Source organism: Caulobacter flavus (assembly GCF_003722335.1).
In the GTDB taxonomy this organism is placed as follows: domain Bacteria; phylum Pseudomonadota; class Alphaproteobacteria; order Caulobacterales; family Caulobacteraceae; genus Caulobacter; species Caulobacter flavus.
Window position 1 is genome coordinate 5,491,537 of the sequence record NZ_CP026100.1, and the last position, 18,234, is coordinate 5,509,770.

Consider the following 18,234-nt stretch of genomic DNA (forward strand, 5'->3'; position numbering starts at 1 on the left):
GGCGGCCATGTTCTGGGTCAGGCCCTGGAGGCGATACACCGCCACTTGCCACAGGCGGTCGGCCGATCGGCGCCCTTGGCGAACCTCGCTGATCTCAGCAGGGACACCTTGATCAGATGAGCAAATTCGGCTCCCAGATCGAACCCACGGATAAGCGGTCGTTACGCGTCAATCGGGCGTCAGCAGTCCCTGCAACCCGACGATCATGGCGATGATCCCGAAGATCGCCAAGACCAGTCCAGCGCCTTGCGAACCGCTGGCCGGCAGCTCGCCGCCAGCGCCCAGGCGCCGCGCCAGCGCGCCCGCCCGCAGGCGGTCCCACAGCAGCAGCACGCCGACGGCCAGGCCGACGATCTCGAAGTGGAAGACGTGCGGTCCCGAGACCAGGTGCACGATCAGGAAGTAGCCGCCGCAGACCAGGGCCGCGATCCCGACGATCCACCCGAACGGCGCCAGGCGCGCGGCGAAGCGCCCAAGGTCGTCGCCCGCGCGGGGCAGCAGGGCCAGGAGACCGATCGCCAGCAGGAAGCCGCCGACGAGGTTGCAGAGATCCAGGATCAGTTCGAGCATGACCGGGGAATGCGGCGCGACGGCGGAGCGTTCCGCCTACCTCGGCGTGCCGACGCCGGCGCGACACGCGGCGCTTGCAATATTACATACGTAGCATACGCTCGAAGCTTCACCGGAGGAAGCCCATGCGTATCGTCGTTCCGCTCGCCGCCCTGCTGCTCGCCGTCGCCTCGCCGCTGGCCCACGCCGCGCCCGCGCCGCAAGCCGCCTCGGCCGCCGACGCGCGGGCCGAAAAGGACCGGGCGATCGTGCAGAAGGCCATGGGCAGCAACGATCTGAAGACGATCCGCAAGATGGTCCCCCAACTGGAGGACGTGGCCTCGCGCACGCCCGCCGCCTATCCGCTGATCGAGGAGAAGGACGGCGCCTTCGTCGTTCGCAGCGGCAGCCTCGGCCCGGGCCTGCTGGCCAGCCTGTCCACCGGCGTCGCGGCCAGCAAGGCCCGCCCCGACCAGTCGGCGCGGGTGGACATGCAGTTCAACACCTACGGCCTGGCCCTCTTCCTGCTCGGCTCCGCCGCCGTCGAGGCGCGCGACTTCGACCGGGCCAACGCCTGGCTCGACAAGGGCCTGGCCCTGCAGCCCGACAACCTGATGCTGGTCACCGAGAAGGGCATGGTGCTGACCGCCCAGCGGCGCTTTCCCGACGCCCTGGCGCTGTACGACGCCACCTTCGAGAAGGCCGGCGTCTTTCTCACTTCCGACCAGCAGGGCAAGGCCCGCCTGCTGCGCTCGCGGGGCTTCGCCCTCATAGAGCTGGGCCGCCTCGACGAAGCCGAGGCGGACTACAAGGCCTCGCTGGAGATCGAGCCCAACCACGGCGGGGCCAAGCACGAGCTGGGCTACATCGCCCAGCTGCGCGCCGGAGCCCAGGCTACGGGCCTGCAGATCATGAACGGCGAGGAGGCCATGAAGCCCAAATAGGCCTCAGCGCTCGACGATGGTTTCGAAGCCGCCGAAGATCATGCGCTTTCCGTCGAAGGGCATGTCGTTCATGTACGGCTTGAGGCGCTCGTCCTCCATCACCTTGGCCATCACCTCGTCGCGCTTGGCCTTGCTGTCGTAGGTGATCCACGAGAACACCGTGACCTCGTCGTCCTTCAGCTGGACGGCGCGGGGGAACGAGGTCAGCTCGCCGTAGGGCACGTCGTCGGCCAGGGCCTCGACATAGGACAGCGCGCCCAGCTCCATCCAGATCGAGCCGGCCAGCGTGGCCATCTCCTTGTAGCGCTCGACATTGGCCTTGGGCACGGCGACCACGAAACCGTCGACATAGGTCATGGGATCCTCCCTTGGATCTTTGTTGGTCCCCTAGGACGTTTCAACGCGGAGGCGGCCGACAGGGGCGCGCGAAAAAGTTCAGCGGGCCTCGATCAGATCCAGCAGCCGGGTCAGCGCCCTGGCGTGGCCGCCGGGGTCGCCCACGGGAAAGACCGGCATCGGAACCTGGGGGGCGATCCCCCGCCCCTCCACCACCGCGCCGCCGGGATCGCGGTGGACCTCGGCCGGCAGGGCGAAGCGCCAGCCGTCCGGCAGCGGCTTCTGCAGCTGGTCCGACAGCGCCCCGCGCGTGGTCTCGCCGGCTTGCCGCACATTGGGCAGGGCCCGCATCGACAGCGCGAAGGTCTCGCCGGCGCTGACCGTGACCTGGCTGGTCAGCAGCCAGACGGGTCCGAGATAGCGAGCCCGGTCCGAGGGCGCGACGAACAGCGGCTGGGCCGCGCCGTCGCCGCCGACCGCGACCTTGGAGCCGACCTCGCGCCGCTGGTCGGCGAAGCGTGCGGCGATCCGGCGGGCGACGACGTCGTAGCCGCCCCGATTGTCGCTGACGTCGACGATCACCGCCCTTGCGCCGGCGAAGGCGACCATGGCCTCGTCCAGCGTGGCGTCCAGCAGCGCCGTGTCGTCGTCGCCGGCCTTGGGATCGAAACCGCCCATGGCCGTCACCGCGAGATAGCCGACCTCGCCCTTGCGGCCCCACAGGATCCGCCCGCCGGCCGCCTCGCGCACGCCCAGCGGCGCGGACAGCACATCGCCCCGCCAGGCCCTGGCCCAGGCCACCTCGCCGCCGGGGCCGGCCTTGGCCCGCAGCACCGCCGCCGCCTCGCCGAACCTGCGGGTGCGCGGGCTCCCATCGACGACCCCGTCCAGCGCCACGTGGGCGTCGTCGATCCCGCGCAGCAGCACGGCCAGCGCCCTCCACAGCGCCGCATCGTCTGGCGCCGGCCCCAACGCCGCGAAGGCGTCGCGCCGCCGCGCGTTCCAGTCGAGGCCGCGTTCCGGAGAGAGCGGATAGTAGGCGGCGAAGGTGTCGGCGACCACGGCCAGCCTGCGCCGGGGCGTCCAGGGCCGAGCCTGCGCGCAGACGGCCGGCAGGCCCTTCAGGCGATCGAAGCGATAGACCGTGCCGTCGGGCTCGCCCGCCGTCTCGACGTCGGCGCCGACGGGCCGCCAGAGCTTCAGCACCCCGTCCGGATCGCTCCCGGGGCGCGGGTCGCGCCAGCAGTCGTCGCCGGCGAGGTGGTAGAGGGCGGGCCCGCCGGCGTCGAACCGCACGACCCAGCCGTAGCCGCGCGACTTCCAGACGCCCTGCAGGGGTTTGGGGACGGCGCCGGCGACCGCGACGGGGCGCATGACCGGCTCGCCCCAAGCGGACGGAACCGGCAAAGCTGCGGCCAAGGCGACGGCGAACAGGAACAACCTCATCCGCTCACCTTGAGCCGACAGCAGCTTGAGCATCAAGACGGCCGGCGAGAACAAGCCTCGCCGGCCGCTTCGACTACTCCGTCTTCAGGTAAATCTCGGACCCCTGCTCGCGGAACTTCTCGCTCATTTCGGCCATGCCGAGTTCGGCCGTGTTCGGCGCCTGGGCGGCGGCGAAGTCGCGGACTTCCTGGCTGATCTTCATCGAGCAGAACTTCGGGCCGCACATCGAGCAGAAGTGCGCGGTCTTGTGCGCCTCCTTGGGCAGGGTCTCGTCGTGGAAGGCCTGGGCGGTCTCGGGGTCGAGGCCGAGGTTGAACTGGTCCTCCCAGCGGAACTCGAAGCGCGCCCGGCTGATGGCGTCGTCGCGCATCGAGGCGCCCGGGTGGCCCTTGGCGAGGTCGGCGGCGTGGGCGGCCAGCTTGTAGGTGACCACGCCGACCTTGACGTCGTTGCGGTCGGGCAGGCCCAGGTGCTCCTTGGGCGTGACGTAGCAGAGCATCGCCGTGCCGAACCAGCCGATCATGGCCGCCCCGATGGCCGAGGTGATGTGGTCGTAGCCAGGGGCGATGTCGGTGGTCAACGGACCGAGGGTGTAGAAGGGGGCCTCGTGGCAGTGCTTGAGCTGCTCTTCCATGTTGGCCTTGATCTTGTGCATAGCCACGTGGCCCGGCCCTTCGATCATCACCTGCACGCCGTGGTTCCAGGCCACCTTGGTCAGTTCGCCCAGGGTGCGCAGCTCCGAGAACTGGGCCTCGTCGTTGGCGTCGGCGGTCGAGCCCGGACGCAGGCCGTCGCCGAGACTGAACGACACGTCGTAGGCGCGCATGATCTCGCAGATCTCGTCGAAGCGCTCGTAGAGGAAGTTCTCCTTGTGGTGGGCCAGGCACCACTTGGCCATGATCGAGCCGCCGCGGCTGACGATGCCGGTGACCCGCTTGGCCGTCATCGGAACGAAGGGCAGGCGCACGCCGGCGTGGATCGTGAAGTAGTCGACGCCCTGCTCGGCCTGTTCGATCAGGGTGTCGCGGAAGACCTCCCAGTTCAGGTCCTCGGCCACGCCGCCGACCTTCTCCAGCGCCTGGTAGATCGGCACGGTGCCGATCGGCACGGCGCTGTTGCGGATGATCCAGTCGCGGATGTTGTGGATGTTGCGGCCCGTAGACAGGTCCATGACCGTGTCGGCGCCCCAGCGGGTGGCCCAGACCATCTTGTCGACTTCCTCGGCGACCGTGCCCAGCACGGCCGAGTTGCCGATGTTGGCGTTGATCTTGACCAGGAAGTTGCGGCCGATGGCCATCGGCTCGAGTTCGCCGTGGTTGATGTTGGCCGGGATGATGGCGCGGCCGCGGGCCACTTCCTGGCGGACGAATTCGGGCGTCACGAAGTCGGGGATCGAGGCGCCGAAGTCCTCGCCGTCGCGCACGCACGGACGGGTCTGCTCGCGGCGCAGGTTCTCGCGAATGGCGACGTATTCCATCTCGGCGGTGACGATGCCGGCGCGGGCGTATTCCAGCTGGGTGACCAGCTTGCCCTGGGTTCCGCGAAAGATCTTGCGGCCGTTGTCGGGGAACTGGGGGGCCAGGTGCTTGCCCTGGGCGAAGCCGTTGTCCTCGGGCTTCACCTCGCGCGGATTGGCCACGACCTCGACGTCGCCGCGGGCGACCACCCAGGCGTCGCGGGCGCGGTCCAGGCCCCTGGCGATGTCGATCGTCGCATTCGGGTCGGTGTAGGGGCCGGACGGGTCGTAGATCGTCACGGGCGGCTCGTTGGCCGACGGGTGGACGGCCACCTCGCGGAACGGCACGCGGATGTCGGGGAAGATCTCGCCGGCCTGGTAGACCTTGCGCGATCCCGGCACGGGGCCGGTGGCGACATTGTCGGTCGCTGGAACGATGGGGGTTTGGGCGTTCATGTTGCGGGCTCCTCAAGCACTGAAGAGACCCGGACGTGTCGAGCTAAGTCGGTTGTACGGCCTGGACTGTACGCCTCCGGACCGCGTTCCCTCCCTTCGCCGGCATGACCCGGATCAGGTTCGACGGGTCAGGGCTCAAGCCCAATCTCAGCCGCGACAGCGACCCCCCGGTGAACAGGGCGGACACTAGGAGGATTGACGCGCGGGTCAAGAAGGAACGGCGCTCGTCAGAGGTCGTCCGTGGCGAAGGTGTCGCAGGCGGCCGGCTTGCCGGCGTCGTAGCCCTTGCCGAACCAGCGCATGCGCTGCTCGCTGGTGCCGTGGGTGAAGCTGTCGGGCATCACCCGCCCTTGCGCCTTGGACTGGATGGCGTCGTCGCCGACGGCGGCGGCCGCGCCCAGGCCGTCCTCGATGTCGGCGCGGGTGATGCGGATGTTGGAGACCTCCGGCGCGTGGCGGGCCCAGACGCCGGCGTAGCAGTCGGCCTGCAGCTCCAGCCGCACCGAACCGCTCTCGGCGCCGCGCCGGCCCAGGCTGTCGGCCTTGCGGGTGGCGCCCAGCTGGTTCTGGATGTGGTGGCCGATCTCGTGGCTGATGACATAGGCGCGGGCGAACTCGCCCTTGGCGCCGAAGCGGCTTTCCAGCTCGCTCCAGAAGCCGAGGTCGAGATAGACCTTGCGGTCGGCCGGGCAATAGAACGGCCCCATCGCCGATTGGCCCAGGCCGCAGCCGGTGCCGGTCTGGTCGTCATAGAGCACCACCGAGGTCGGCGGGACGTAGCGGCCGCCCGAGCGGGCGAAGATCGGCCCCCAGACGTCGGTGTTGGAGGTCTCGATGACGTCGACGAAGCGGCCGCCCTCGTCCTGCACCGAGCCACGACGGCCTTCCTGCTGCTGGGCCGCCGGGGCCTGCGCGCCTTCGACGGCGTTCAGCGTGGTTTGCGGATCGACCCCGAACACGAAATAGCCCACCGCCGCCAGCACCAGGGCCCCGATGCCCCCGCCGGCCGCCGCCACAGGCCCCAGACCGCGCCGGTCCTCGATGTTGCCGGACTGCCGGCCGCCTTCCCATTCCATACGCGAAAGACCTCTAGCGTTCCGAAGCGGGCTTGATGGCCCGCAGCACCTCATTGCTCCGCGCCAGGCGGGCGTCGGTCAAGCGGTCCAGTTCGTCCAGACGCAGCGACAGCCCGACCGACGGATCACCGCGCTCCGGAAGGGCCTCGACCGGCGGCGGCCTGTAGGACAGGCCCGCGTCTCCGCCCCGCGCCTGCAGCCCGCGCAGGGTCTGGGCCGCCGCCGCGCGGTCACGGGCGGCCTGGGCCTGACGGGCCGCGGCCATCTGCGCCTGGCGGCTCTGCTCCAGCTCCATCCGGATCATCGCCCGATCGTGGGCGGCGAGCGGATCGACCTGGGCGCCGGCCGCCGTCGCCGCCAGCGCAAGGCCCGTCGCCGCCATTCCCGCCAGCCATCGTCTCATGCCGCGCCTTTCGTCGCCGCCCGCGCGCCGGAAGGGCGCGGCCTCAGCGGCTCTTGAACGAGAAACGCGCCAGTTCCTCCTTCGGCGCCGCCCATTTCGGATCGAGCTCGGCCGCGCGCTGGAAGTCGTAATAGGCCGCCTTGACGTCGCCGAGGTTCTCGTTGGCCAGGGCGCGATTGTAGTAGGCGCGCTCGGGCTTCTCGACGCCCAGGGCCAGGCCGCGGTCGATCTCGCTCAGCCCCTCGGCGAAGCGATCCTCGGCCACCAGGGCCGCGCCGCGATTGACGTAGACCTCGCCCAGCTTCGGCTCGATGCGGCCGGCCGCGTCGAAGTCGGCCCGCGCCTCGACATAGGCCTGGCGACGCAGCTGGATCACCCCGCGATTGACCAGGGTGCGGGCCCTGTCGCCCATCGACAGGGTCTCGACCTCCAGGGCCGTGGTGCACAGGCGCATGGTGTCTTCGTCGTAGCGGCCCCGGATCACGGCCTCCGAGCAGTCCTTGGCGATGCCCCCGCCGATGATCAGCACCGAAGCGGCCGCGCCGCCGGCCGGGGGCAGCATCGCCAGCAGGGCGACGCCGAGAACCCAGCCGCGCAGCGTGCGCGCGCCGGAACGGCCGATGCGAGGCGGCGGCCGGGACTTGAGGATCTTGGCTTGCATGCGTTTTCTCCCAACGTCCGCCTGGCCTTCCGACGGGCCCGCGGGGATGGGGAAACCAAGCCGCGGATACGCGGGGACAGGCTTTTGGCGCCCGGCGGCGTCGAGGCCGGAGGGCGAGCGCCAGCATAGCACCGTTCCGCGCCGAAAGCCTCGCCGAAACGCTTTGCCAGCCCGCGCTGGGCGGCCTATCTGCAAGCGTCCGGATCGGAGTTCCCGCATGCACCTGGCCCGCTTTCCCCGCGCCCGCTTCGCCCACCTGCCGACGCCCTTGGAGCCCCTGCCCCGCCTGGGCGCCGCGCTCGGGATCGACCTCTGGGTCAAGCGCGACGACTGCACGGGCCTGGCCGGCGGCGGCAACAAGACCCGCAAGCTGGAGTTCCTGCTCGGCGAAGCCCTGGCCCTGGGCGCCGACACCCTGGTGACGCAGGGCGCGGTGCAGTCCAACCACGTGCGCCAGACGATCGCCGCCGGCGCCCGCCACGGCCTGGCCACCGAGGTGATCCTCGAGGAGCGCACCGGCTCGAAGGCCAGCGACTACATGGGCAACGGCAACGTGCTGCTCGACCGGCTGATGGGCGCGTCGATCCGCTTCGTTCCCGCCGGGACCGACATGAACGAGGAACTGGAGGCCAGCGCCGAGATCGTCCGCCGTCGCGGCGGCAAGCCCTACGTGATCCCCGGGGGTGGTTCGAACACCGTCGGCGCCCTGGGCTATGTCGACTGCGCCCGCGAGCTGATGGTCCAGGCCGACGCCCAGGACCTGAGGATCGACCGCCTGGTCACCGCCACCGGCAGCGCCGGCACCCATGCGGGCTTGATCGCCGGCTTCGCGGCCCTGTCGGTCGACGTGCCGATCCTGGGCTTCGGGGTGCGCGCCCCCAAGGCCAGGCAGGAGGAGAACGTCTTCAACCTGGCGCTCGCTACCGCGCAGACGATCGGGGCGGCGGGCCGGGTGCGGCGCGAGGCCGTGGTCGCCGACTGTGACTATGTGGGCGAGGGCTACGGCCTCGTCGACCAGGGCGTGATCGACGCGCTGGCGCTGGCGGCGCGCACCGAGGGCCTGCTGCTGGATCCGGTCTATTCGGGCAAGGCGTTGAAGGGCCTGATCGACCAGGCCCGCAAGGGCGCCTTCGAGGGCCAGCGGGTGGTGTTCCTGCACACCGGCGGCGCCCAGGGTCTGTTCGGCTACCAGTCGGTGCTGGAGCCGGCGCTGGCCTGAGGGAGCATCGCGATGAGCAAGGTTCTCGGCGTGTTGGGCGGCATGGGTCCGGCCGCCACCCTCGACTTCCTGGCCAAGCTGCAGGCGGCCACGCCGGTGGTCCGCGAGCAGGACCACATCCGGGTGCTGGTCGACATCAATCCCAAGATCCCCGACCGCAACACGCAGGGCGACGCGGCCGGCCCGGTGCTGGCGGCCATGGCGGCCGGCCTGCGCGACGCCGGCGCCGATGTGCTGGCCATCGCCTGCAACACCGCCCACGCCTTCGCCCGGCAAGTGAAGGCCAGCGGCCTGCCGCTGATCGACCTGCCGGAGACGGCGGTGGAGGCCGCGCGGGTCGGCGGCGCGACCCGGATCGGCGTGCTGGGCACGGCCGGCGGGCTTTCGATCTACCGCGACCGCCTCGCCCACCTGGGGCTGGAGGCCGTCACCCTGGGCGACCACGAGCAGGTCGAGTTCATGGCCCTGCTGTACCGCATCAAGCGCGGCGACCTGTCGGCGGCCTCGCGCGAGACCATGGCGGCCCTGGCGCATAGGCTGGTGGGGCTGGGGGCGCAGGCCGTGGTGGCGGGCTGCACCGAGGTTCCGCTGGTCCTAAGCCAGGCGGACCTGACCGTGCCGTTCGTCGACGCGACGCAGGCCCTGGCGAGGCGGTGCGTGGAGGTTTGCCGGTAGCTCCAAGACCCTCTCCCTGAAGGGAGAGGTGTCGGCGAAGCCGACGGAGAGGGATGTGGCTGCAAAGCCTGCGGCTGCCTTTTGCTAGCAGGAACTTCCCCCTCCGGCCCTTCGGGCCACCTCCCCCTTCAGGGGGAGGATCTCAAAGATCACCCCCCGAAAATCCGCCGCAGCCAGCGCGGGATGCCGCCGAGATCCTGCTCCAGCTGGCGCTCCAGCCCGTCCTCCTCGGACGGCGGCGGCGCGCGGGGAACCGGGGCGCGGTCGCGGGCGATCAGGCCGGCCTTCAGGCCCTGGCCGACGAAGTCGCGCCAGATCTGGGCGGGGAGGCCGCCGCCGGTGACGCCGTTCATCGGCGAGTGGTCGTCGTTGCCGACCCACACGCCCACCACCAGGTCGCCGGTGAAACCGACGAACACCGCGTCGCGGTGTTCCTGGGTGGTGCCGGTCTTGCCATAGGTCAGCTGGCCGGTGCGGGCGGCTCGGCCCGTGCCCTCCTCGACAACCGCGCCGAGCAGTTCGTACAGCGCCGCGCGCTGGGCGGTGTCGAGCGGCCGGCTGGGCGGCGGGGCCTCTCCCGCCTTGCGCGGGCGGCCGTAGGGCGCGACCGGCATGTGGCCCGAGGCGACGGCGGCGTAGGCGCTGGTCAGTTCCAGCAGCGTGGTCTCGGCCGCGCCGAGCGACAGGCTGGCGTCGGTCGTCTTCAGCGGCGAGGTGATCCCCAGGTCGCGGGCCGCCTGCACCACCGCCTCGCCGCCGGCCGTCTGCCAGATGCGCGCGGCGATGACGTTGTTGGACTGGGCGAAGGCGTCGCGCAGGGTCAGGTCGGTTCCCGCGCCGCCCTCGTAATTGCGGGGCGTCCAACCGTTGATGGTCACCGGATCGCCGAGCACCCGCATGTCGGGCCGGGCCCCGTCGCGCAGGGCGGCCAGGTAGACGAACAGCTTGAAGGCGCTGCCCGGCTGGCGCCTGGCCTGGACGGCGCGGTTGAACTGGCTCTTGGCGTAGGAGCGGCCGCCGACCATGGCCACCACCTTGCCGTCGGGGCGCATGGCCACCAGCGCCGCCTGCCCCGCCTTCAGCCGGGTTCCGGACTTGGCCAGGGCGCGGTTCACGGCCTGCTCGGCGCGGCGCTGCAGGCGGCCGTCCAGCGTGGTCGAGACCCGGACCTCGCCGTAGCGGGCGGTCTCGAAGGCGTCGGCGATCTGGGGCGACACCCAGTCGGCGAAGTAGCCGCCGACCGGCAGGCTGGCGCGCGCGGCCCGGGCGCGGGCGCCGCGCGCATTGGCCGCCTGCTCGGCGGTGATGAACTTGACCTCGACCATGTCGGCCAGCACCTGGTCGGCGCGGGCGGCGGCGGCCTTGGGATTGTCGACCGGGTCCAGGCGGCTGGGCGCATTGACCATGCCGGCCAGGATCGCCGCCTGGCCCAGGGTCAACTTTTCGGGCGGACGGCCGAAATAGTGCCGCGACGCCGCGCCCAGGCCATAGACCCCGTCGCCGAAATAGATGCTCGACAGGTAGCGAGCGAGGATCTCGTCCTTGGACAGCCTAAGCTCCAGCCACACCGCGATGACCGCTTCCTGCGCCTTGCGGCGCAGCGTGCGCTCGTTGCTGAGGAAGGCGTTCTTGGCCAGCTGCTGGGTGATTGTGCTGGCGCCCTCGCGCGCCCGGCCGGCCTTGATGTTCACCGCCGCCGCCCGGCCCATGCCCCAGACGTCGAGGCCGAAGTGGCGGCGAAAGCGCCGGTCCTCGACTGCGATGAAGGCGTCGGGCACGTACTTGGGCAGGTCGGCGACGACGACGGGCGCCTCCTTGTAGGCGCCGCGCCGGGCGAAGGGCTTGCCCTGGGCGTCCAGCAGCACGACGGCCGGGCTGTCCAGCGGCTCCAGCGACCGCGACAGCGGCAGGCTGACCCCGATCCAGACGAAGGCCGCCAGCAGGGCCGCGAAGACCAGGCCGAAGAAGCCCATCCAGCGCGGATGACGGCGGACGAAGGCGACGAGACCGCGCGCCCTGGCGGCGACGAAAGCGGCGACGGCCAAGGCGCCATGCCGCGCCTTCACCGTCCAAGCTCGCCAGTCGAAATCGGCCACTCGGCCCCCGTTTCCTGTTTCAGCCCGCGCCTGAATGGCAAGAACTTGCGGCAGGAAAGCGTCACGGCAGGCTGGAGGTTGCCGCTCTCAGGTCTGCAGGGCCATGAACGCGTCGACCTTGTCCAGCGCCGCCAGCGGGGCGCGCAGGGTGCAGACCAGGCCGCCCGGCCGATAGTCCAGCTCGACCTGCCCGTCCAGTTCGCTGGCCAGGGCCAGTTCGATGATCCGCGAGCCGAAGCCGCGCCGGGTGGGCCGGGCCACCGGCGGGCCGCCGCGCTCGGTCCAGACGACCAGCAGGCGCGCGCCGGGCTCGGACGTCCAGCGCACCTCGACCTCGCCGCCGGGAACCGACAGCGCGCCGTACTTCAGGGCGTTGATCGCCAGCTCGTGGAAGGCCAGGGCCATGACCACCGCCGGCTTGGGCGAGACCATCAGGTCGGGCCCGCCGACGGCCACCTCGTGGTCGGCGTTGCGATAGGGCCGCACCGAACCCTCAACGATCTGGCGCAGGCTGGCCGCGGCCCAGTTCTCGTCGGTCAGCACATTGTGGGTGGCGGCGATGGCCATCAGCCGCCCCTCGAAGGCCCGCCGCACGGCCGGGTCGACCCCGGCGTTGCGCAGCGACTGGGCGGCGATCGACTGGACGATGGCCAGGGTGTTCTTCACCCGGTGGTTCAGCTCGTTGACCAGCAGCTGGCGATGGCGCTCGGCCAGCATGGCGGCGGTGACGTCGCGCGAGGCGGCCAGCACCCGCACCACCCCGCCCGCCTCGTCCAGCACCGGCGAGACGGTGGTGTCCCACCAGCGGACATTGCCCTTGGCCGTGGGGCACAGGGCGCGGAACGAGGAAGAGCCGCCGGCCAGGGCCTTGCCCAGGGCCGCGACCACGGCGGGACGGCTTTCGGGCGGCCACATGTCGGGCCAGTAGCGGTCGCGATTACGGCCCTCGAAATCGTCGATCTCGAAAAGCTCGCGGCCGCGCGTGTTCATGTACTCGATCAGCCCGGCGCGGCTGAGGACGCGGATGCAGTCCTGGCTGGCTTCCAGCACGCTGTGGAAGTAGGCGCCGGCGCCAGCCAGCGCGCCCTGGTCCTTGCGATGTCGCCCCATGCCCCCTCCGTCGCCCGGCTCCACCTTCCGGAGCCAGAGTTGCGCGAGGCCGCGACGGTCGTCAGGGACGCCACAGGACGAGGCGGCCTCAGCAGGCGGCCGCGGGGGCGTCCTCGGCGCAGGCTTCCATCAGTCCGACCATCGCGGCGGTGACGCGCGAGGTCTGGGCCATGCGGCGAAGGGCGTCGCGGGCGTGGGCGCTGTCGGCGATCTCGGCCTGGCGCTCCAGCCGTTCGGCTTCCCTGAGATGATCGTTTTGGCTCGGCATGGGTCGATTCTTTACTGCGAATGAACGTCGTTCTCCATGCGACCGCGCGACGCAGGCCGAAGGGTTTTGTTAACGCCCTCAGCCAGTTAGGTGCACGAGCACATATGAAAACACCCCCGGGTCGAATGACCCGGGGGTGTCGTCCTGTTCCCCAACAGGACGGCGTCGCCCGCTGCCTGACCGGCGCGGCGGCGTCGCCTCATGAACCGATGGCGGTCATTTGTTGGATATCGCCTCTGGAGACAACGCGGCGGCCTGTCGCACACGTCCTGGGGGAATTTCGGCCACGCCTCGCCCACAGCGCGCTTGCCAAACATGACACCGGTGGACATTGTGGCGTCCAAACGCGCGCCGGGCCAACGGCGGCAAGGATTCGAGGCCTCCGGCCTCGACGGGGAAGGAAACCACGGCGACGCTTGGAAACGAGCGCCGCGACCCGCCTCCGGACCCTGCCGCCTGCGTCCCCGCGTCGCGCCCGCCGCTCTCTGGAGTTATCGCGTCGATGCCGCTCAGCCCCCTCTCCCGCCGCCGCCTGCTGGCGACCACCGCGGCCGCCTTCGCCGCCTCGGCGGGCCTGGCGCCCTTCAAGGCCCTGGCGGCCGAGGCGCCGACCAGGGACGCGGCGCTGGCGACGATGAAGCGCGCCACGACCTTCATGGTCGAGAAGGTCGCCTACCAGGGCGGGTACGTCTGGAGCTACCTGCCCGACTTCTCGCGCCGCTGGGGCGAGATGGAGGCCTATCCGACGATGATCTGGGTGCAGCCGCCCGGCACGGCGACCATGGGCCACCTGTTCCTCGACGCCTATCACGCCACCGGCGACGAGTATTACTACGAGGCCGCCAAGCAGGTGGCCGGCGCCCTGATCAAGATCCAGCACCCCGCCGGCGGCTGGAACTATCTGGGCGACCTGGCCGGCGAGCCGTCGATCAGGAAGTGGTACGACACCATCGGCAAGAACGGCTGGCGGCTCGAGGAATTCCAGCACTACTACGGCAACGCCACCTTCGACGACGCCGGTACGGCCGAAAGCTCGCAGTTCCTGCTGCGGCTCTATGTCGAGAAGAAGGATCCGGCCTTCAAGCCGGCCCTGGACAAGGCCATCCAGTTCGTCCTCGACAGCCAATACCCGGTCGGCGGCTGGCCCCAGCGCTTCCCGCTGAAGGACGAGTTCCACCATCATGGCCGGCCCGACTACACCGGCTACATCACCTTCAACGACGACGTGGCCGGCGAGAACATCGAGTTCCTGATCATGGTCTGGCAGGCGCTAGGCGACCCGCGCGTGCTGCCGGCCGTCAGGAAGGCCATGGACTGCTTCGTCGCCTGCCAGCAGCCCCTGCCCCAGGCCGGCTGGGGCCTGCAGCACAAGGTCAGCGACCTCAAGCCGTCGGGCGCGCGCACCTACGAGCCCGAAGCCTTCGCCACCCATACGACGGCCGCCAACGTCACCGCCTGCATGGGCTTCTACGAACTGACGGGCGATCCGAAGTACCTGGCCCGCCTGGGCGAGGCGCTCGACTGGCTGGAAACCACCAGGCTGCCGGTCGAACATCAGAAGGGCCGCCAGTTCCCGACCTTCGTAGAGATCGGCAGCAACAAGCCCTTGTTCGTGCACCGCACCGGCAGCAACGTCGTCAACGGTCGCTACTATGTCGACGGCAATCCCGAGAACACCGTGGCGCACTATTCCTCGTTCCGGGGGGTCAACATCCCGGCCCTGCGCAAGCGGCTGGAGACCCTGAAGGCTACCCCGCCCGAGGTCGCCAGCAAGGCCTCGCCGCTGAAGGGCGGCCGCCAGGCCCTGCCGAAGTACTACACGCTGAAGGACGTCTCGGTGTCGGACCTGAACGTCGGCGCCCTGAAGGGCGACCAGGCGGCCGGCGCGCCCGACAAGGCCGCCGGCCTGATCGCCGCCCTCAACGAAGCCGGCTGGTGGCCGACCGAGCTGAAGGCGACCAGCAATCCCTATATCGGCGACGGCTCGCCCACCCCCGCGCCGGGCGACTTCAGTCGCACCCACGTCGGCGACGCCTCCGACACCTCGCCCTACGTCACCGACAAGCCGAAGATCGGCATTTCCACGGGCAGCTACATCGAGAACATGGTGACGCTGCTCAAATACGTCGGCGCGGCCTGAGCCGCCTGGCGGCGGCCCCCTCGGTCGCTCCGCGACAGCTCCCTACTCCTCCCCCGTGAAACGGGGGAGGTGGCGCGCTGCGGATACGCAGCGTGACGGAGGGGGCGACCGTCGGCACTGCGCCCAGTCTCGCCCCCTCCGCCGCTTCGCGGTCCCCCTCCCCCGTTTCACGGGGGAGGAGAAGTCAGCCGATCATCGCCAGCGGCAGCGTCCCGCGATCCAGCACCCTGGCGTGGAACTCCCGCAACGTCCCGCCCCACGCGCGGCGCAGGCGCGAGAGCTCCAGCCAGTACATCCCCTGCCCCGCCGCCGCGCCGGGGGCGATAGCGGCGCGCTCGACCTCCTGGGCGAAGGGCGCGAAGATCACCGGCGGTCCTTGCGTCGCCGCCAGGAAGGCCATGGCCCTGTCCTGCGTCCAGCCTTCGAGATGAACGCCCAGGTCCATGCGGGCCCGGGCGGCGCGGAACAGGATCCAGTAGAGGCCGCCGATCTCGGCCAGGGGCTCGCCCTCGAAGGCGCCCGCCTCCCAGGCCAGGTGCTCGGCATAGACGGCCCAGCCCTCCATCGCCGCCGGGCAAGCCACGCGCGAGCGGTAGGGATGCGCGCCCGACAGTTCCTCCTTGGGGATCTGCAGCATGTGGCCGGGCAGCACCTCGTGATGCACCACCGCCGGCAGGCTCCAGCTGGGCCGGTCGCGGATGCGCTTGAGGTCGACATAATAGGCCCCGGGCTTGCCGCCGTCGGCCGACGGCAGGTCACGATAGCCCTGGCGGCCGGCCGCCTCGTCGGCGGGCGACATCCGCCGCACCGACACCGCGTCGACCGCGCCCGGCAAGTTTCCGAAGGCCTGGGGCAGGCGCGCGCGGGCCTTGGCCAGCCAGGGCGCCATGTCGGCGATCGCCCGGTCGCGGCCCGCGTCGTCGTCGGCATAGAGGAACCGCTCGTCGGCCGTCAGCGCCCGCAGCCGCGCGCCCACGCCGCCCTGGGTCAGGCCCTGGGCCCTGAGCAGGACGTCGGCGCGGGCGTGCAGCGACCGGATCGCCACGTCCAGCCGGCGACGGGCCTCGGCCGGCGCCATCGGCGCGCCGAGTTGGGCCTTCAGCATCAGGGCGTAGTAGGCCTCGCGGTCCCTAAAGCGGACGCCGGCGGCGGTACCCGCGCGGCGCTTGAGGGCGCTCAGGGCCTCGGCCTGGCGGGCGAGCGCGGCGGCGACCTGCGGCGCGGCCCTGCGAGCGGCCTCGGCCAGGCCCGTCTCCAGCCTGGCGATCAGGAAGGCCGGCGGGATCACGCCCCGGGCCGCGTCGGCGCGGACCTGCTCCGTCTCGGCGTCGAGGCGCCTGACTGTCGCCGCCACGGCCTCGGGCCTGGCGTCGGCCGCCTTCTGCCAGGCGCCCGAGCGCGTGGTGACGACATAGGGTCCGGCGATCCCGCCGCCGAACGGAAAGCGCGCGACCAGCTCGGCCTCGGCCCGGGCGGCGATGCTGACGGCGTCGTGGTCGAGGCGGGCCTTGGGCGACAGCGTCTCAGGATCGAGGGCGGCCAGAGCCTTGCGCCTGTCGGCGGCGGTCCCGCCCTTGGCGAAGCCGTCCAGCAGGGACTTCAGCGCCGCGTCGCCGTCCTGCGCCCAGGCCGGACCGGCCGCCAGGCTGGCGCCGGCCAGCAGCATCATCGCGCGACGATCGATCATCCGGCCGCCTCCCTCCTATATCGTTGCCCCTGTCGTAGCGGGAAAGACACCGGTGTCTAGAGGGACCCGCCCTCGGCGGCGACCAGGGCCAGCAGGCCAGGAAAGCGGGCCTCGATCTCGTCGCGGCGCAGCTGGGCGGCGCGGCTGTTGCCGCGGTCGACCTGGCGGATCAGGCCAGCCTCGCGCAGCACCCGGAAGTGATGGGTCAGCGAGGCCTTGCTGACCGGCAGGCCGAACGAGACGCAGGTTCGCTCGGTCAGTGGCTCGGCCGACGCCAGCTCGGCGACAACGCGGCGGCGCAGCGGATCGGCCAGGGCGGCCAGCAAGGCCCCCAGCTGCATTTCCTCGGGTTCGGGGTGGCCTTCGGCGTCGGGCATCGGACATCCATGACAAGGTAAGGATTGAACCATACCTCTGGGGCGGTTTAGGTAAGGACAGATTCTTACCTACGAGGTGCATCCATGTCCAACACCCCCTTCGGCCCGCCGCAGCCCGACGCAGACGAAACCGGCCCCTACGCCCTGGCGGGCACGGCCCGCGCCCGTCCCGGCATGGCCGACCAGCTGGAGGCGCGGCTGGTCTCGCTGGTGGCGTCGACGCGTCGGGAGGAAGGCTGCGTGGCCTATCACGTCCATCGCGACCGGGCCGATCGCGACCTCTTCGTGTTCTACGAGGCCTGGAGCGACCGAGACGCGCTGCTGAAGCACTTCGACGAGCCCTACATCGTCAGCTTCCTGGCCGATCGCGGCGACTATCTGGACGGCGAACTCGACGTTCGCTGGCTCAGGATGAGCAGTCCCGCCGCCTGAAACACGCGGCTAGGTGCGATCGCCCGCAATACATTCACAGATTGCAAAATCGACGAATTCTCCCAAAGGTGCCACGTGGCCTTCGGGGGGCCAGGGCGTCACACCGGCGACGGCGCGCCCGTCTTCGGGCGGGCGTCGCGGCCGTCCTTCCCATCGCGCCAGACGGTCTTCTGCGACGCGCTACGCGTCCGAAGACCCCAGTGACCAGTCAGCGTCCGCGTCCAGCCAACCGCGCGGTCGATGTCGGCCGCCGCCTTCCACGGAGGTACGACCAGATGACTTCGACCAATCGCCGCGCCCTGATCGCCTCGGCCTTCGCCCTGGCCGCCGTCGCCGGCTCGTCGGCGCCCGCCGCGGCGCAAGCCATCCCCCCGCGGGTCTCCGAAGCCGAGGTCCGCGCCGCCGCCGAGGCCTGGGGCAAGGGCCTGGTGTCCATCTCGACGGCCTATAACGAGGACGAGGCCAATTTCGAGAAGGCCAAGGCCGTGGCCAGCGCCTTCATCGACAAGGCCTACGGCTACGATCTGGGGCCCGTGCTGTTCAAGCCGACCCTGACCCGCGAGCCCTACACCTTCCGCACCACCAAGGTCGGCGCCATGGCCTATTTCGTCGGCCACGACAAAGCCTATCCCTACGACGACGGCTTCGCGCTGCTGCCGTGGCGCAGCGTGACCTACAAGCCCGTCGGCATCCAGATCAACGGGGCCGTGGCCAGCACCATGGGCAAGCTGGAGCTGCGCGACAAGGACGGCAACCTCACGGTGGTCGACAAGACCTGGGTGTTCAAGAAGGACGATCGCGGCGCCCTGCGCATCATCGTCCATCACTCGTCGCTGCCCTTCGTGGGCTACTAGCGGGCAAGGTCCGGGGCGCGAGGAGACGGAGGCTTCCCGATCCCGCGTC

The 18,234-nt window shown here is 70.8% G+C and carries 18 protein-coding genes, 1 pseudogene and 1 riboswitch; of the genes and pseudogenes, 6 read left to right on the top strand and 13 right to left on the bottom strand.

Annotated elements, in window-relative coordinates; translation table 11 throughout:
• Positions 1-168: 168 nt before the first annotated feature.
• Positions 169-570, bottom strand: coding sequence for a hypothetical protein (locus C1707_RS25075; RefSeq protein ID WP_101713436.1), 402 nt, complete (start codon positions 568-570; stop codon positions 169-171).
• A 125-nt stretch (positions 571-695) separates the two neighbouring features.
• Between C1707_RS25075 and C1707_RS25080 the strand changes: the two genes are divergently transcribed.
• Positions 696-1,493 (top strand): tetratricopeptide repeat protein, encoded by a 798-nt coding sequence (locus C1707_RS25080; RefSeq protein ID WP_101713437.1) that lies wholly within the window; start codon positions 696-698, stop codon positions 1,491-1,493.
• Between the two features lie 3 nt (positions 1,494-1,496).
• On the opposite strand, the gene C1707_RS25085 is transcribed toward C1707_RS25080, so the two are convergent.
• From C1707_RS25085 to C1707_RS25110, 6 genes are all read right to left on the bottom strand, one after another.
• Positions 1,497-1,850 (bottom strand): DUF1428 domain-containing protein, encoded by a 354-nt coding sequence (locus C1707_RS25085; RefSeq protein WP_101713438.1) that lies wholly within the window; start codon positions 1,848-1,850, stop codon positions 1,497-1,499.
• A gap of 78 nt (positions 1,851-1,928) precedes the next feature.
• The gene (locus C1707_RS25090; protein ID WP_240633821.1) at positions 1,929-3,203 is read right to left on the bottom strand and encodes a S41 family peptidase; all 1,275 of its coding nucleotides are present in this window, start codon (positions 3,201-3,203) and stop codon (positions 1,929-1,931) included.
• A 145-nt stretch (positions 3,204-3,348) separates the two neighbouring features.
• Positions 3,349-5,187, bottom strand: coding sequence for a phosphomethylpyrimidine synthase ThiC (thiC, locus tag C1707_RS25095; RefSeq protein ID WP_101713439.1), 1,839 nt, complete (start codon positions 5,185-5,187; stop codon positions 3,349-3,351).
• Between the two features lie 74 nt (positions 5,188-5,261).
• A riboswitch (TPP riboswitch) is annotated at positions 5,262-5,367 on the bottom strand.
• A 47-nt stretch (positions 5,368-5,414) separates the two neighbouring features.
• Positions 5,415-6,263 carry a KPN_02809 family neutral zinc metallopeptidase gene (ypfJ, locus tag C1707_RS25100; RefSeq protein WP_101713440.1) on the bottom strand — a complete coding sequence of 283 codons (849 nt, stop codon included), beginning with the start codon at positions 6,261-6,263 and terminating at the stop codon, positions 5,415-5,417.
• 13 nt (positions 6,264-6,276) lie between these two features.
• Positions 6,277-6,666, bottom strand: a complete 390-nt coding sequence (locus tag C1707_RS25105) for a hypothetical protein (RefSeq protein ID WP_145998392.1) — start codon at positions 6,664-6,666, stop codon at positions 6,277-6,279.
• 43 nt (positions 6,667-6,709) lie between these two features.
• Complete coding sequence (locus C1707_RS25110; protein ID WP_338032071.1) at positions 6,710-7,327, bottom strand: tetratricopeptide repeat protein; 618 nt, start codon at positions 7,325-7,327, stop codon at positions 6,710-6,712.
• A gap of 217 nt (positions 7,328-7,544) precedes the next feature.
• On the opposite strand from C1707_RS25110, the gene cuyA reads away from it, so the two are divergent.
• Both cuyA and cuyB read left to right on the top strand, forming a co-directional pair.
• A complete protein-coding gene (gene cuyA, locus C1707_RS25115) occupies positions 7,545-8,546 on the top strand; it encodes a D-cysteate sulfo-lyase (RefSeq protein ID WP_101713442.1) in 1,002 nt (333 codons plus the stop codon).
• A gap of 12 nt (positions 8,547-8,558) precedes the next feature.
• Complete coding sequence (cuyB, locus tag C1707_RS25120; protein ID WP_101713443.1) at positions 8,559-9,221, top strand: cysteate racemase; 663 nt, start codon at positions 8,559-8,561, stop codon at positions 9,219-9,221.
• A gap of 149 nt (positions 9,222-9,370) precedes the next feature.
• Here the strand turns inward: cuyB and C1707_RS25125 are convergent, their stop codons facing one another.
• The 3 genes from C1707_RS25125 to C1707_RS25135 all read right to left on the bottom strand — a co-directional run bounded on the left by C1707_RS25125 (position 9,371) and on the right by C1707_RS25135 (position 12,695).
• Positions 9,371-11,317 carry a transglycosylase domain-containing protein gene (locus C1707_RS25125; protein ID WP_240633822.1) on the bottom strand — a complete coding sequence of 649 codons (1,947 nt, stop codon included), beginning with the start codon at positions 11,315-11,317 and terminating at the stop codon, positions 9,371-9,373.
• A gap of 87 nt (positions 11,318-11,404) precedes the next feature.
• The gene (locus tag C1707_RS25130) at positions 11,405-12,427 is read right to left on the bottom strand and encodes a sensor histidine kinase (RefSeq protein ID WP_101713444.1); all 1,023 of its coding nucleotides are present in this window, start codon (positions 12,425-12,427) and stop codon (positions 11,405-11,407) included.
• A gap of 88 nt (positions 12,428-12,515) precedes the next feature.
• Positions 12,516-12,695, bottom strand: a complete 180-nt coding sequence (locus tag C1707_RS25135; RefSeq protein WP_101713445.1) for a hypothetical protein — start codon at positions 12,693-12,695, stop codon at positions 12,516-12,518.
• 502 nt (positions 12,696-13,197) lie between these two features.
• Here C1707_RS25135 and C1707_RS25140 point away from each other — a divergent pair.
• A complete protein-coding gene (locus tag C1707_RS25140) occupies positions 13,198-14,835 on the top strand; it encodes a pectate lyase (RefSeq protein WP_101713446.1) in 1,638 nt (545 codons plus the stop codon).
• Between the two features lie 42 nt (positions 14,836-14,877).
• Here the strand turns inward: C1707_RS25140 and C1707_RS26900 are convergent.
• The 3 genes and pseudogenes from C1707_RS26900 to C1707_RS25150 form a co-directional block, all read right to left on the bottom strand.
• Positions 14,878-15,016 (bottom strand): annotated as a pseudogene (locus tag C1707_RS26900) (hypothetical protein); the annotation flags it as partial.
• Positions 15,017-15,019: 3 nt separating this feature from the next.
• Positions 15,020-16,522 carry a DUF885 domain-containing protein gene (locus tag C1707_RS25145; protein WP_180896927.1) on the bottom strand — a complete coding sequence of 501 codons (1,503 nt, stop codon included), beginning with the start codon at positions 16,520-16,522 and terminating at the stop codon, positions 15,020-15,022.
• Positions 16,523-16,578: 56 nt separating this feature from the next.
• Positions 16,579-16,899, bottom strand: coding sequence for an ArsR/SmtB family transcription factor (locus C1707_RS25150; RefSeq protein ID WP_101713447.1), 321 nt, complete (start codon positions 16,897-16,899; stop codon positions 16,579-16,581).
• Positions 16,900-16,983: 84 nt separating this feature from the next.
• Here C1707_RS25150 and C1707_RS25155 point away from each other — a divergent pair, with 84 nt between their 5' ends.
• Both C1707_RS25155 and C1707_RS25160 read left to right on the top strand, forming a co-directional pair.
• Positions 16,984-17,331, top strand: a complete 348-nt coding sequence (locus C1707_RS25155; RefSeq protein ID WP_101713448.1) for a putative quinol monooxygenase — start codon at positions 16,984-16,986, stop codon at positions 17,329-17,331.
• A gap of 275 nt (positions 17,332-17,606) precedes the next feature.
• Positions 17,607-18,185 carry a hypothetical protein gene (locus C1707_RS25160; RefSeq protein WP_101713449.1) on the top strand — a complete coding sequence of 193 codons (579 nt, stop codon included), beginning with the start codon at positions 17,607-17,609 and terminating at the stop codon, positions 18,183-18,185.
• Positions 18,186-18,234 lie beyond the last annotated feature (49 nt).

What these genes read in the sequence shown, in the direction of transcription:
- C1707_RS25075 (WP_101713436.1), bottom strand. Translation starts at nt 570, where the DNA reads ATGCTCGAACTGATCCTGGATCTCTGCAACCTCGTCGGCGGCTTCCTG.
- C1707_RS25080 (WP_101713437.1), top strand. Translation starts at nt 696, where the DNA reads ATGCGTATCGTCGTTCCGCTCGCCGCCCTGCTGCTCGCCGTCGCCTCG.
- C1707_RS25085 (WP_101713438.1), bottom strand. Translation starts at nt 1,850, where the DNA reads ATGACCTATGTCGACGGTTTCGTGGTCGCCGTGCCCAAGGCCAATGTC.
- C1707_RS25090 (WP_240633821.1), bottom strand. Translation starts at nt 3,203, where the DNA reads ATGCGCCCCGTCGCGGTCGCCGGCGCCGTCCCCAAACCCCTGCAGGGC.
- thiC (WP_101713439.1), bottom strand. Translation starts at nt 5,187, where the DNA reads ATGAACGCCCAAACCCCCATCGTTCCAGCGACCGACAATGTCGCCACC.
- ypfJ (WP_101713440.1), bottom strand. Translation starts at nt 6,263, where the DNA reads ATGGAATGGGAAGGCGGCCGGCAGTCCGGCAACATCGAGGACCGGCGC.
- C1707_RS25105 (WP_145998392.1), bottom strand. Translation starts at nt 6,666, where the DNA reads ATGAGACGATGGCTGGCGGGAATGGCGGCGACGGGCCTTGCGCTGGCG.
- C1707_RS25110 (WP_338032071.1), bottom strand. Translation starts at nt 7,327, where the DNA reads ATGCAAGCCAAGATCCTCAAGTCCCGGCCGCCGCCTCGCATCGGCCGT.
- cuyA (WP_101713442.1), top strand. Translation starts at nt 7,545, where the DNA reads ATGCACCTGGCCCGCTTTCCCCGCGCCCGCTTCGCCCACCTGCCGACG.
- cuyB (WP_101713443.1), top strand. Translation starts at nt 8,559, where the DNA reads ATGAGCAAGGTTCTCGGCGTGTTGGGCGGCATGGGTCCGGCCGCCACC.
- C1707_RS25130 (WP_101713444.1), bottom strand. Translation starts at nt 12,427, where the DNA reads ATGGGGCGACATCGCAAGGACCAGGGCGCGCTGGCTGGCGCCGGCGCC.
- C1707_RS25135 (WP_101713445.1), bottom strand. Translation starts at nt 12,695, where the DNA reads ATGCCGAGCCAAAACGATCATCTCAGGGAAGCCGAACGGCTGGAGCGC.
- C1707_RS25140 (WP_101713446.1), top strand. Translation starts at nt 13,198, where the DNA reads ATGCCGCTCAGCCCCCTCTCCCGCCGCCGCCTGCTGGCGACCACCGCG.
- C1707_RS25145 (WP_180896927.1), bottom strand. Translation starts at nt 16,522, where the DNA reads ATGATCGATCGTCGCGCGATGATGCTGCTGGCCGGCGCCAGCCTGGCG.
- C1707_RS25150 (WP_101713447.1), bottom strand. Translation starts at nt 16,899, where the DNA reads ATGCCCGACGCCGAAGGCCACCCCGAACCCGAGGAAATGCAGCTGGGG.
- C1707_RS25155 (WP_101713448.1), top strand. Translation starts at nt 16,984, where the DNA reads ATGTCCAACACCCCCTTCGGCCCGCCGCAGCCCGACGCAGACGAAACC.
- C1707_RS25160 (WP_101713449.1), top strand. Translation starts at nt 17,607, where the DNA reads ATGACTTCGACCAATCGCCGCGCCCTGATCGCCTCGGCCTTCGCCCTG.